Genomic DNA, 13,819 nt, shown 5'->3' with positions numbered 1-13,819 from the left:
CCGTCATCGCTGGGCGAGTGTCCCCTTCGGCCGCTCCTCCGTGGCCCGGCCGTTCGCAGAGGGTCGGCCGTCCGCCGGAGGCCGGGCCGGGGTCGGCCGGGCCCGGAGGAGGACCGCGACGACTGCGGCGCCGACCAGCGCGGTGAGGGCGGCGACCAGCAGGGTGCGGTCGAGCGCGGTGGCGAACGCGGCGCGGACCAGCTCGGAGGAGATACCGGGCACCGGCGCACCCGCGCTCAGGGCGCGGGCGGCGGCCTCCGGATCGGGGACGCCGGTGGATCCGCCGGTGGATCCGTCGGTGGATCCGTCGGCGAGCGAGGCCCGCAGCCCCTGGTGGAGGACGAGACCGAGGACCGCGATCCCGAGGGCCTGACCCAGCTGGCGGAACGTGTTGAGGGCGCCGCCCGCCATGCCGCCGCGCTCCGGCGGGACGGCGGCCATCGCGCCGGCCGCCAGGACCGGGCTGACCGCGCCCACGCCGAGCCCGGTCAGGGCGAGGCCGGGAAGCAGCGCGGTCCAGGTGGACGAGGCGTCGAGGGTGCACTGGAGTAGGGCGCCCGCGCCGATCACGGCGAGCCCGCCGGCGAGCGGCACCGCCGGGGGGAGGACGGCGAGCCGGCGGCCGGCCAGGGCGGAGACCGCGAAGGCGACGAGGCTCATCGGCAGCAGCGTGAGACCTGCGGCCATCGGGCCCCGGCCGAGCACCGACTGGAGCCAGAGCGAGGTGTACGGCAGGTAGGAGAACGCGGCGGCGGAGTAGACCAGGCCGCAGAGCATGACCCCGGTGAAGACGGGGCTGCGGAACAGCGCGAGGTCCAGCAGGGGGTGCGGACTGCGGCGCTCGACCAGCAGGAACACGGCGAGCGCGGCGGCGGTCGTCCCGGCCGCACCGAGGACGGACGGTGAGGTCCAGCCGTCCGCGCCGCCGCGGATCAGCAGCAGGACGGCCGAGCCCGCCGCGACGGTGAAGGCGGCGGCGCCGGGCAGGTCGATCCGGTGCGCGTCCGGGTTCCGGGACTCCGGCAGCGTCCGGCGGGTGAGGATCACGGCGGCGACCGCGACCGGCAGATTGACCAGGAAGACGGACCGCCAGCCCAGGTACTCGGTGAGCAGTCCGCCCGCGACCGGCCCGGTGGCGGCCGCGGCGCCGCTGACGGCGCCCCAGACGCCGAACGCCACCGCCCGGTCCCGGCCCCGGTAGGCGAGGTTGAGCAGGGCCATCGCGGTGGCGAACATCGCGGCCCCGCCGGTGGCCTGGACGATCCGCGCCGCGATCAGCACCCCGCCGTTCGGGGCGAGCCCGCAGCCCAGCGAGGCGACGGCGAAGACCGCCAGGCCCGCCGTGTACACCCGCCGCCGGCCGACCCGGTCGGCGAGCGCGCCGAGGCCGAGGAGCAGGGCAGCCAGCGCGAGCGCGTAGCCGTCCATCACCCATTGAAGGCCGTCGAAGTCCATGCCCAGCGCGGCGCCGATGTCCGGCAGTGCCACGATCACGATGCTGATGTCGGTCAGCAGCATGAACACCCCGAGGCTGACCGCGATCAGCGGCCACCACTTCCGCATCCCCGTACTCCTTCGTCCGTGCGCCGGCCCGGGCGGCCCGGCGCACCGTCACTCTCGGTCCGGAGCCGCCGTCCGCGCCGCCCCGTGGGGTCGTTCCGGCGGATCTCGACATCCACTACCGTCCCGGTGATGGAAACCGTGGCGCTGGACGAGCTGGACCGGGCGTTGCTGCACGCCCTGCAGGTGGACGGCCGGGTGCCCTTCCGGCGGATCGCCGAGGTGCTCGGGGTCTCCGACCAGACGGTCGCGCGCCGCTACCAACGGCTGCGGACCGCCGGGGTGGTGCGGGTGGTCGGGCGGACCGACGCCCGGCGGCTCGGCGAGGTCGACTGGCTCACCCGGATCCGGTGCGTCCCGGACGCGGCGTCGGCGCTCGCCGAGGCGCTGGCCCGTCGGCCGGACACGTCCTGGGTCAGTCTGCTGTCGGGCGGCGAGATCGTCTGCAACACCCGCTCGCAGGTCCGGCCGGACCGGGAGGAACTCCTGCTGGGGAAGCTTCCCCGGACGCCGCGGGTGCTCGGCGTCAGCGCGCACTACCTGCTGCGGACGTTCGTCGGGGGGACGGTCGCGTGGAGCGGGCGGACCTCCGCACTGGACGCGGACCAGGTGCGTCGGCTGCGTGCGGGCCAGGCGCAGCCGACGGAGGCGGAGGCGACCGCGGCGGCTGCGGTGCCGGTGGTGCCGGTGGAACCGGTGGTACCGGACGAGCTGGACCGCGCGCTGCTGGCGGCGCTCGCGGTCGACGGGCGGGCGCCGCTGGCCGGGCTGGCGGCCCGGACCGGGGGTTCGGAGGCGACGGTGCGGCGCCGGCTGGCCGCGCTGACCGGGTCGGGGCTGCTCTTCTTCGACGTGGACGTGGAGACCCGGCTGCTCGGCTTCGAGGTCGAGGCGTTCTGCTGGCTGACCGTGGCGCCGGGGAAGCTCGCCGCGGTCGGGCGCGCGATGGCGGAGCATCCGGAGGTGGGGTTCGTGGCCGCGACGACCGGCCCCACGAACCTCGTGGCCGGGCTGGTCTGCCGGGACGTGGAGGCGTTCTACGCCTACCTGACCGGTCGGCTGGGCGGTCTGGAGGGGGTGGTGGCGCTGGAGACGGCGCCCGTGGTCCGGAGTGTGAAGCGCTCCGGAGTGATGATTCGCTAATCGATTGATCAGGGTCGCTTGGCCGATTCTTCACCCTTTCTGGCGGATAGTTTGTTTGCTTATCATCAGACAAATTGAACGCCATGTGATTCTTTTCTAAAATCCCTCGCATCGACTTCTGGGCGCCCTTAGTATCTGAACGAACACTTTCGGTGAGCGTTCGACGGTGGACTGCGAAAGGGGGTCGTCATGGGAGGGCAGATCCGGGCCGCGCTGCGCCATGTCGCCTACCCGTCCCTGCTGGTCGCCCTCGTGGCGATAGCGGTCGCGGCCCTGCGCCTGCGCTGGGATCTCGGCCGGGCGAGTCAGCTCTTCCTGGTCGGAACCATCGCCTATCTGACGCTTCTGGAATGGTTGATTCCGTACGAACCGGAGTGGACTCCCAGTGTGCGCGAGTGGGGTTGGTACGGCATCTACTTCGTGCTGACGATGATCGGCGGAGCCCTGTCCCAGGTGCCCGTGACGACGCTCGTCGGCTGGTTGGCGCCGCCGCATCCGGCCCTGCCGCTCTGGGTCGAGATCCCGGTGGCGATGCTGCTCGGCTCGCTGGCCAACTACCTCGTCCACCGGTGGTGTCACACCAACCCCCGGCTCTGGCGGCTGCACGGCGTGCACCACGTGCCCGACAAGGTGAACGTCGCCAACAACGGCGTCAACCACCTGCTGGACGTGGTGCTCACCCAGGGCGCGGTCCAGGTGTCGCTGGCGCTGGCCGGGTTCTCGGCGGAGACGGTGTTCGTCGTGGGCCTGTTCGTGGTCGCCCAGGGCTACTTCGTGCACGCCAACATCGACGTCCGGATCGGTCTGCTCAACCACGTCCTCGCCGGGCCCGAACAACACCGGCTGCACCACAGCGTCGACCTGGCGGAGGCCGGACACTACGGCTCCGACCTCTCCGTCTGGGACCACGCCTTCGGTAGCTTCACCTGGCGGCCCGGCCGACGGCCGGTCGAGGTGGGGCTGCAGAACCCGGCCGACTTCCCCGCTACCGGGGAAGTGATCGCCAGTCACCTCCAAGCCTGGCGTCGGCCGGTGCGTGCCGACGACTCCCCGACCGGATCGACCTGACCCGTCCGACTCGCCGGGGCGACCGAGTCGACCTGACCGCCCGGGTCGCGCCGGCAGGTCCGGTCGGTCCGGGGCCCGGGGGTTCGACCGGCCGGCCCTCCGTTCCCGTCCGACCGTCCGCGCTCAATCCCGGCTCTCCTCCGGCCCGTCCCTCTCGGCCGGCCCGTCTCCCGGCCTGCCCGGAGCCGGGCCACGGCCGCTGTTCCCATGCCCGTGCGGCTCTCCCACACTCGTGCCGCGCGCGAACGCAGCGACTCAAGGACTCGACCATGACGGATTCATGCTTCGCCGCATCCCCCGACTCTCCTGATTCAGCCGACCTCTCCGACCTCTCTGACCTTTCCGACCTCTCCGCGCCCGTCGACCCCGCCGGCACTGCCGGTACCGCTGCTCACGCGCGGGCCGCCTCCGCCCCTTCCCCCTCCCCGGCCGGCGAGGACCGGGAGAAGATCGCGATCATCGGGATCGGCTGCCGCCTGCCCGGCGGCGCCTGCGACCACCGGTCGTTCTGGCAGAACCTCGTGGAGGGCAAGGACTGCATCACGCCGACCCCGCGCAGCCGGTACGACGTGGCGACCCTGGGCAGCCGGGACAAGGCCAAGCCGGGCCGGTTGGTCGGCGGCCGGGGCGGCTACATCGACGGTTTCGACGAGTTCGACCCGGCCTTCTTCGGCATCAGCGGCCGTGAGGCCGACCACATGGACCCGCAGCAGCGGAAGTTGTTGGAGGTGGCCTGGGAGGCGCTGGAGGACGGCGGGCAGAAGCCCGCCGAGCTGGCGGGCCGTGAGGTCGGCGTCTACGTGGGCGCGTTCACGCTGGACTACAAGATCGTCCAGTTCTCGGACCTCTCCTTCGAGACCCTGGCCGCACACACCGCCACCGGCACCATGATGACGATGGTGTCGAACCGGATCTCGCACTGCTTCGACTTCCGCGGCCCCAGCGTCTCCCTCGACACCGCCTGCTCCTCCTCCCTGGTCGCCGTCCACCTCGCCGCACAGAGCCTGCTGCGCGGTGAGACCGATCTCGCCCTGGCCGGCGGCACCCTGCTGCACATCGCGCCGCAGTACACGATCGCCGAGACCAAGGGCGGGTTCCTCTCCCCGCAGGGCCGCTCCCGCACCTTCGACGCGGCGGCCGACGGCTACGTCCGGGCCGAGGGCGTCGCGGTGGTCGCGCTCAAGCGGCTCTCCGACGCGGTCCGCGACGGCGACCCGGTCCACGCCGTCATCATCGGCAGCGGCGTCAACCAGGACGGCCGCACCAACGGCATCACCGTGCCCAACCCGGACGCGCAGGTCGCGCTGATCGAGCGGGTCTGCGCCGAGGCCGGGATCGTCCCCGGCGGCCTGCAGTACGTCGAGGCGCACGGCACGTCCACCCCGGTCGGCGACCCGATCGAGGCGAACGCGCTGGCCAGGGCGCTGGCGGTCGGCCGCCGCCCCGGCGACCGCTGCTACGTCGGCTCGGTGAAGACCAACATCGGGCACACCGAGTCGGCGTCCGGACTGGCCGGGCTGATCAAGTCCGCGCTGGCGCTCAAGCACCGGCTGATCCCGCCGCACATCAATCTGGAGCAGCTCAACCCGGCGATCGACCCGGCCACCCTGCCGTACGAGATCCCCACCGAGCCGACTCCCTGGCCGGCGCACGAGGGGCCGGCCCGCGCCGGGGTCAACTCCTTCGGGTTCGGCGGTACCAACGCGCACGTCCTGCTGGAGGCCGCCCCGCAGCCGTCGTTCCCGTCGTCGCGGGAGCCGTCCCCGGAGCATCCGGCGTCGGAGCAGTCCTCCCCGCAGTCCTTCCCGCAGTCCTCCCCGCAGCCGGTGCCGGTCGCGCAGCCCGGGCCGGACGGGCAGCCCGTCTGGACCGTCCTGCCGCTCACCGCCCGGGAGGCCGCCGCGCTGCCCGAGCTGGCCGCCGGCGTGCAGGCCGAGCTGGCCGGCGTCCGCGGCGGGACCGCGGCCCGCCCGGTCGACCTCGGCCACACCCTGGCCCACCGCCGCCAGCACCACGACGCCCGGCTCTCCGTGGTCTACGACTCCCGGGGCCACACCGCCCGTGCCTCGCTGGACGAGGCGTTCAGCGCCTACCTGCGGGGCGAGCCCCACCCCCGGGTGCTCACCGGCCACCGCCGCGAGACCCGGCACCGGAGGCTGGCCTGGGTCTTCACCGGCATGGGCCCGCAGTGGTGGGCGATGGGCCGTCGGCTCTTCGCCACCGAACCCGTCTACCGGGAGGCCGTCGAGCGCTGCGCCGAGCACCTCGCCGAACTCACCGGCTGGTCCCTGACCGACGAGCTGGCCGCCGACGAGGCGCACTCCCGGATGGCCGAGACCTGGCTCGCCCAGCCCGCCAACTTCGCGGTCCAGGTCGGTCTGGCCGCGCTCTGGCGCAGTCGCGGCGTCCGGCCGGACGCCGTCGTCGGTCACTCGACCGGTGAGGTCGCCGCCTTCCACGAGGCCGGCGTCTACGACCTGGCGGACGCGGTCAAGGTGGTGGTCCACCGCAGCCGGCTCCAGCAGAAGCTGGCCGGGACGGGCGGCATGCTGGCCGTCGCACTCACCGAGGCCGAGGCGGTCCGCCGGCTCCGCCCGTACGGTGACGCGGTCTCGGTGGCCGCGATCAACAGCCCCACGTCGCTCACCCTCGCCGGTGACGAGACGGTGCTGGCCGAACTGGCCGCCGCGCTCACCGCCGAACAGGTCTTCGTGCGCCCGCTGACGGTCGAAGTGCCCTACCACAGCGCCCGGATGGAGCTCATCAAGGACGAGCTGCTGGAGTCGCTCGCCGACCTCAAGCCCCGCCCGGCCCAGGTGCCGCTCTACCTCACCGGACGTGAGGGCACCGCGCGGGGCACCGAGCTGGACGCCGCCTACTGGTGGCAGAACGTCCGCGACAGCGTCCGCTTCCAGCAGGCGGTCGAGCGGCTGGCCGACGACGGGTACGCCCTCTTCCTGGAGATCGGCCCGCACCCGGTGCTCGGCCGCTCGATCCAGGAGACCGTGGAGGCCCGCCCCGGGGGCGCCGACCGTCCCGAGGTCCGCACGCTGCCCTCGATCCGCCGCCAGGAGGACGAGCAGGCGACCTTCACGGCCTCGCTGGCCGCCCTGCACAACCTCGGTGTCGAGGTCGACTGGTCGGTGCTCCAGCCCGTCGGCCGGACGGTTCCCCTGCCGCGCTACCCGTTCCGACGGGACCGGCACTGGGTCGAGCCCCGGTCGGTCGAGGCGGTCCGGCAGGGCCGGCTGGACCACCCGCTGCTCGGCCGCCGGCTGGCCGGCGCCGAACCGGCCTGGGAGGCCAGGCTGGACGCCGAGGCGCTGCCCTACCTGGAGGACCACCGGATCCAGGGCGAGGTGCTCTTCCCCGCCGCCGGCTACCTGGAGATGGCCGTCCAGGCGGTCCGCGCGCTGACCGGCGGCACGGACGCCGCGCTGGCCGGCATCGAGCTGCGCAAGGCGCTGTTCCTCCCGGACGACGAGAGCCGCGCCGTCCGGCTCACCCTCTCCGCCGAGCACGGGGGCTTCACCATCGCGACCGGCGGTGCGGGAGCCGGAGGCGTCGCCGCGGGCGGCGAGGACGGCGCCCCGGGCGGGGGCGGCCCCGAGCGCACCGTGCACGCCGTCGGGACCGTCCGTCCCGGCCAGCGGCGCCGACCGGGCCCACCGCTGGACGTCGCGGCGATCCGCGGACGGGCCGTCCGCCATCTCTCCGGGGCCGACTGCTACGCGGCGCTGGCCGGGCTCGGCTACCACTACGGCCCGGCGTTCCAGGGCATCGACGAGGTCTGGCTCGGCCCCGGCGAGGCGCTGGCCCGGGTCCGGCCGACGACGGCGGTCGCCGGGCAGGGCGCGGACCACCAGGTGCACCCGGTGGTGATGGACGCCTTCTTCCAGACCCTGCTGACCCCCCAGCTGCTGGTGGCGGGCACCGGTGCCGGGAGCGGGATCCGGCTGCCGGTCGCCATCGAGGAGGTCCGGCTGGAGGCGGTCGGCGACCGCCCGCTCTGGGTGCACGCGACCGTCACCCGGGACGCCGGCTTCGAGCTGGTCGGTGACATCGCGGTGCACGACGAGCACGGCGCGCCGCTCGGCGGGGTCACCGGGTTCCGGGCCGCCGACATCGAGCAGGCGGCCACCGCCGTCGGCCTGGCCACCATCGACGGCTGGCTCGTCGAACCGGCCTGGATCGAGCTGCCGGAGGCTGCCGGGGCCCCCGACCTCCTGGCCGAACACCCGGACGACTGGCTGCTGTTCGCCGACGGTCAGGGCGTCGCCGAGGCGCTGGCCCGGCAGATCGCCGCGCGCGGCGGCAGCTGCCAGCTGGTTCTCCCGGCCACCGGCTACCGGCCCTCGGCCGACGGCCGGCCGGCCACCGTCGAGCCGGGCTCCGCCGCCGACCTCGCCCGACTTCTGGCCGACCGGCGGGCCGCAGGCGCGCCCGACCCGGCGGCCGTCGTCCACCTCTGGAACCTCGACCGGCCGGAGCTGGCCGCCGCCGATCACGACGCGGTGGCCGGTCACACCGGTGCCGGCGCGTACAGCCTGGTCACGCTCGCCGCCCTGCTGGCTACGGAACTCCCGCACACCCGGCTGCACATCGTCACCCGGTCCGCGCAGGCCACCGCCCCCGGTGAGCCGGTCGAACCGCTCGGTGCGCCTGCCTGGGGGATCGGCCGGGTGCTTCGCCACCAAGAGCTGCCCGGGCACCCGGGCAAGCTGGTCGACCTCGGTCCGATCACCGGTCCGGGCGTCGGTCCGGGCGTCGGTCCGGGCGTCGGTCCGGGCTCCGGCCCCGGTACCCGTCCGGCCGCCACCACAACCGCCACCACAACCGCCACCGCCGTCGACGCCGAGGCGGCCGCGCTGCTGCGCGAGTTCGCGCTCGCGGACGAGGACGAGATCGCGCTGCGTCCGGGCCGACGGCTGACCAGCCGGCTCCGCCCGAGCGAGGGGCTCAGCCGTCCGCTTCCGCCCTGCCTCCGACCGGACGCCGCGTACCTGGTGACCGGTGCGTTCGGCGCGCTCGGCCGGCTGCTCTGCCGCACCCTGGTCCGGCGCGGCGCCCGGCGGCTGATCCTGGTCGGCCGCAGCCCGCTGCCGCCGCGCGAGCTGTGGCGCGACCTCGACCCGGCGAGCCCGGACGGCCGGCGCGCGGCCTTCCTGCGCGAGCTGGAGGCGCTCGGCGCGGAGCCCGTCCCGGCACCGCTGGACATCACCGACGAGTCCGCGCTGGCCGACTGGCTCGCGGAGTACCACCGGCTGGACCGGCCGCCGATCCGCGGTGTCTTCCACCTCGCCGGGCAGGTCCGGGACACCCTGGTGGGCGAGCTGGACCGCGGGACCTTCGACGCCGTCCACGCCCCCAAGGTGCTGGGCGCCTTCGCCCTGCACCGCCGGCTGGCCGGCGAACCACTCGACCACTTCGTGCTCTTCGCCTCCATCGCCTCGCTGCTGACCACCGCCGGTCAGACCAACTACGCGGCCGGGAACGCCTTCCTGGACGCCCTGGCCCACCACCGCCGGTCCCTCGGCCTGCCCGCGATGAGCCTCGACTGGGGCCCCTGGGCCACCGGCATGATCGAGGAGCTCGGCCTGATCGACCACTACCGGAACAGCCGCGGCATGAGCTCGCTGGCCCCGGAGACCGGGATGGCCGTGCTGGAGCGGGTGCTCGGGCAGGACCGGGCCCAGCTGCTGGTCGCCACCGTGGTCGACTGGCCGGTCTTCCTCTCCTGGTACCCGGCCCCGCCGCCGCTGGTCGCGGACCTGGCCGCGAGCGCCCGGGAGGCCGTGCCGGTGACCGAGCGGGCGGGCCTCCTGGACACCCTGCGGGCCGCCGGCGAGGCCGAGCGGCTGGTGTTGCTCGGCGAGCGGTTCGTCCACCTGGCCGCCACCGTGCTCCGCGCGCCCGTCGAGCAGATCGACCCCGGCGCCGGCCTCGGCGGCCTCGGTCTGGACTCGCTGCTCGCGATGGAGCTGCGGGCCCGGCTCAACACCGAACTCGGCACCACCCTCCCGGTGGTGGCGTTGCTGAGCAACGCACCGGTGGGCGAACTGGTCGCCCGGCTGCACGAGTCGCTGGCCGAACTGCTGGACGAGGACCCGGTCGGCGTCGGCTCGGTCGCGGTCGAGCGCCACGAGGACGAGACGGCGTACCCGCTCACCCAGAACCAGAAGGCGCTGTGGTTCCTCAAGCAGCTCAACCCGGACGGCTTCGCCTACAATATCGGCGGGGCGGTCGAGGTCCGGGTGGAGCTGGAGCCCGAGCTGATGGCGGTGGCCTTCCGGACCATGGTCGAGCGCCACCCCGGCCTGCGGGCCAACTTCGTGCTCGACGGCGGCCGGGCCGTGCAGCGGATCTCGGCCGCGGTGGAGCCGGACTTCGGGGTCTTCGACGTCGAGCACCTGGCCTGGGACGAGATCCACGCGCTGATCGTCCGCGAGTACCGCCGGCCGTACGACCTGGAACGCGATCCGCTGGTGCGGTTCCGGCTGTTCCGGCGCGGCCCGGACCGCTGGGTGATCATGAAGGCCGTCCACCACATCATCTCGGACGCGATCTCCACCTTCACCTTCATCGAGGAACTGCTCGCCGTCTACGAGGGGCTGCGGCAGGGCCGGGCGCCCGAGCTGCCGCCGGTCACCGCGCGGTACCTGGACTTCCTCAACCGGCAGAACGCCTTCCTGGCGGGCCGCGAGGCGCCGAAGATGCTCGACTACTGGCGCTCCCACCTGCCGGCCGAGGTGCCGATCCTCAGCCTGCCCACGGACAAGCCCCGCCCGGCGGTCCAGACCCACAACGGCGCCTCCGAGTTCTTCGTCCTCGACGAGGCGCTCAGCGCCCGGGTGCACGCGCTTGCCCGCGAGCACAACGTCACGGTCTTCATGGTGCTGCTCAGCGCCTACTACCTGCTGCTGCACGCCTATGCGGGCCAGGACGACATCATCGTCGGCAGCCCGGTGACCGGCCGCACCGACGAGGAGTTCGCCGGCGTCTACGGCTACTTCGTCAACCCGCTGCCGCTGCACGTCTCGCTGGCCGGTGAACCGACCGTGGCGGAGCTGCTGGACCGGGTGCGGACCACCGTGCTCGGCGGGCTGGACCACCAGGAGTACCCGTTCGTGCTGCTGGTGGAGAAGCTCGGGCTGCAGCACGACCCGAGCCGCTCCGCCGTCTTCCAGGCGATGTTCATCCTGCTCCACCACAAGGTGGCCACCGAGAAGTACGGCTATCGCCTGGAGTACATCGAACTCCCCGAGGAGGAGGGCCAGTTCGACCTGACCCTGTCCGCCTACGAGGACGAGGCGGAGCACCGCTTCCACTGCGTCTTCAAGTACAACACCGACCTCTTCCTCCCGGAGACGATGGCCCGGTTGTCCGGCCACTACCTGAACCTCCTGGAGGGGCTGACCGAGGCCGGCCCCGGGCGGGCGGCCACCGGGCTGGAGCTGCTCGGCCGCGAGGAGCGCGCCCTGGTGCTCCGGGGGTGGAGCGGCGCGGACCGGCAGGTGGCCCACGAGGAGCCGGTGCACGAGCTGATCCTGCGTGCGGCGGCGGCCGATCCGGCGGCGCTCGCGGTGGCGGCGCCCGCCGAGTCCGGCCCGACCGTGCGGCTGAGCTACGGCGAGCTGGCCGAGCGCTCCCGGCGGGCCGCGGCCCGGCTGCGCGCGCTGGGCGCCGGGCCCGGCACGGTGGTGGCGCTCTGCCTGGAGAAGTCGCCGGAGCTGATCGTCGCCCTGCTCGCGGTGCTCCGCACCGGGGCCGCCTACCTGCCGCTCGACCCGGGTCACCCGGCGGACCGGCTGGCGGACATGGTGGGGCGGGCGGGCGCCGGGTTGCTGGTCGGCGACGACCGGGAGCGGCTCGGTCGACTGCCCGCCCGTCTGGTCACCACCGACGAACTGGACGAGGAGCAGGACCGTGAGCCGGGTGAGTTCACCGACGCGGCGGTGGGCCCCGACGATCCGGCGTACGTGATCTACACCTCCGGCTCCACCGGCAGGCCCAAGGCCGTCCGCGTCGGCCACGGCAACCTGGCCTCGGCCTACCAGGCGTGGCGGGCCGAGTACCGGCTGGACACCGAGGTCAGGGTCCACCTCCAGATGGCCGGCCCCTCCTTCGACGTCTTCACCGGGGACGTGGTCCGCGCGCTCTGCTCGGGCGGCGCCCTGGTGCTGGTCGGCCGGGAGCTGCTGTTCAACACGGCCCGGCTCCACGCGGTGATGCGCGCCGAGCGGGTGGACGCCGCCGAGTTCGTCCCCGCCGTGGTCCGCACGGTCGTCGGCCACTGCGAACGGACGGGCCTGGACCTGGGGTTCATGCGACTGCTGGTGGTCGGCTCGGACGTCTGGAAGGTCGAGGAGTACGAGCGGCTGCGGGCCCTCTGCGGTCCGGAGACCAGGCTGGTCAACTCCTACGGCCTCACCGAGGCCACCATCGACAGTGCCTACTTCGAGGGACCGACGGACGGCTTCGAACCGAGCCGGATGGTCCCGATCGGGCGGCCGTTCCCGAACAGCGCCTTCTACCTCCTCGACGATCACGGGCGGCCCGTCCCGCCCGGCGTCACCGGGGAGTTGTGGATCGGCGGCTCCGGGGTGGCGCTCGGCTACGTCGGCGACGAGGAGCAGACCGCCCGGCGGTTCGCCGTCCTCCCGCTCGGCGGTGCGGACGGCACCGAGCCGGTCCGGCTCTACCGCACGGGGGACCTCGCCCGCTGGGACGCGGACGGCGGGGTGCACCTGCTCGGCCGGGCCGACTCGCAGATCAAGGTGCGCGGCCACCGGATCGAGCTGGGGGAGATCGAGACCCAACTCGCCGAGTGGCCGGAGCTGGAGCGGGCGGTGGTCACCGTCCGGCCCGACCGCGGCGGCGAGCACGTGCTCTGCGCGTACTGCGTGCCGGCGCCCGGGCGGACGCTCGACCGCCGCGAACTCCGCCGCCACCTGGCCGGCTACCTGCCGACCTTCATGATCCCGACCCACTTCACCGAGCTGTGCACGCTGCCGCTCACCGCCAACGGCAAGGTGGACGTCGCCGCGCTGCCGGCGCCCCGGGCGGATGCGGCGGACCGGGCCGTCGAGCCGCCGGTCACCCTCTACGAGGTCCGGATGGCCGAGCACTGGCGGACCCTGCTGGGCGTCGAGGAGCCCGGGTTGCAGCACGACTTCTTCGAGTCCGGGGGGTCCTCGATCCGGCTGATCGAGCTGATCCACGGCCTGCAGGCCGAGTTCAACATCAGCATCCCGGTCAGCCAGCTCTTCAAGGTCACCACCCTGCACGGGATGGCGAAGACCGTCGAGGCCATCATCACCGGCCGGATCGAGGGAGCCCAGCCGTACCTCTGGTTCAACCGGGAGCAGCAGCAGACGCTGTTCTGCTTCCCGCCCGCCGGCGGCCACGGACTGGTCTACCGCCAGTTCGCGGCCCACCTGCCGGAGTACCGGATGGTCGCGTTCAACTACGTGACCGGGGACGACAAGGTCGACCGGTACGCGGACCTGGTCGAGTCCCTCCAGCCGGACGGGCCGTGCGCCCTGCTCGGCTACTCGCTCGGCGGCAATCTCGCCTTCGAGGTGGCCAAGGAGCTGGAGCGGCGCGGCCGGGCGGTGCCCAACGTGGTGATCATGGACTCGCACCGGATCCCGGAGTCCTTCGACCTCGCCGACGAGCACGTCCAGGCCTTCGAGCGCGAGCTGGCCGAGCACCTCCGGCGGCACACCGGTTCGGACGTGGTCGCCCAGGAGACCCGCGAACAGGCGCGGGACTACCTGAGGTTCTGCAGCCGCACCCCGAACCTCGGGGTGGTCGCGGCCGCGCTCAGCGTGATCTCCGACGACGAGAAGGTGTCCCTCTACGAGGCCGGCCGGCACGGTGCCTGGCACGGGAGTTCGGCCACCCGGACCGCGGTCTTCAAGGGCTTCGGCACCCACGCCGAGATGCTCGACCGCGAGTTCATCGCCCACAACGCCGGGCTCGCCCGGTCGATCCTCACCGGAGTCGACGTCCATGTGTCCTGAGACCGGTACCGCCCTGCCCGCCC

At 73.7% G+C, this 13,819-nt stretch carries 4 protein-coding genes; 3 read left to right on the top strand and 1 reads right to left on the bottom strand.

Annotation, left to right across the window (positions count from 1 at the left end; genetic code table 11):
* Nucleotides 1-3: 3 nt before the first annotated feature.
* The gene (locus PUR56_RS38390) at nucleotides 4-1,563 is read right to left on the bottom strand and encodes an MFS transporter (RefSeq protein WP_329952373.1); all 1,560 of its coding nucleotides are present in this window, start codon (nucleotides 1,561-1,563) and stop codon (nucleotides 4-6) included.
* Nucleotides 1,564-1,692: 129 nt separating this feature from the next.
* On the opposite strand from PUR56_RS38390, the gene PUR56_RS38385 reads away from it, so the two are divergent.
* From PUR56_RS38385 to PUR56_RS38375, 3 genes are all read left to right on the top strand, one after another.
* Nucleotides 1,693-2,703 (top strand): Lrp/AsnC family transcriptional regulator, encoded by a 1,011-nt coding sequence (locus PUR56_RS38385; RefSeq protein WP_329952372.1) that lies wholly within the window; start codon nucleotides 1,693-1,695, stop codon nucleotides 2,701-2,703.
* Between the two features lie 189 nt (nucleotides 2,704-2,892).
* The gene (locus PUR56_RS38380; RefSeq protein ID WP_329952371.1) at nucleotides 2,893-3,771 is read left to right on the top strand and encodes a sterol desaturase family protein; all 879 of its coding nucleotides are present in this window, start codon (nucleotides 2,893-2,895) and stop codon (nucleotides 3,769-3,771) included.
* A gap of 269 nt (nucleotides 3,772-4,040) precedes the next feature.
* Nucleotides 4,041-13,796 (top strand): non-ribosomal peptide synthetase/type I polyketide synthase, encoded by a 9,756-nt coding sequence (locus tag PUR56_RS38375; protein ID WP_329952370.1) that lies wholly within the window; start codon nucleotides 4,041-4,043, stop codon nucleotides 13,794-13,796.
* Nucleotides 13,797-13,819 lie beyond the last annotated feature (23 nt).

The sequence above is a fragment of the Streptomyces sp. BE303 genome, assembly GCF_036290945.1.
Taxonomy (GTDB): Bacteria; Actinomycetota; Actinomycetes; order Streptomycetales; family Streptomycetaceae; genus Kitasatospora.
The sequence above is the reverse complement of the archived record's forward strand: the minus strand, read 5'-3'. Positions and strand labels throughout refer to the sequence as shown.

Coding starts and splice junctions, on each gene's coding strand:
- PUR56_RS38390 (WP_329952373.1), bottom strand. CDS start 1,563: ATGCGGAAGTGGTGGCCGCTGATCGCGGTCAGCCTCGGGGTGTTCATG.
- PUR56_RS38375 (WP_329952370.1), top strand. CDS start 4,041: ATGACGGATTCATGCTTCGCCGCATCCCCCGACTCTCCTGATTCAGCC.
- PUR56_RS38380 (WP_329952371.1), top strand. CDS start 2,893: ATGGGAGGGCAGATCCGGGCCGCGCTGCGCCATGTCGCCTACCCGTCC.
- PUR56_RS38385 (WP_329952372.1), top strand. CDS start 1,693: ATGGAAACCGTGGCGCTGGACGAGCTGGACCGGGCGTTGCTGCACGCC.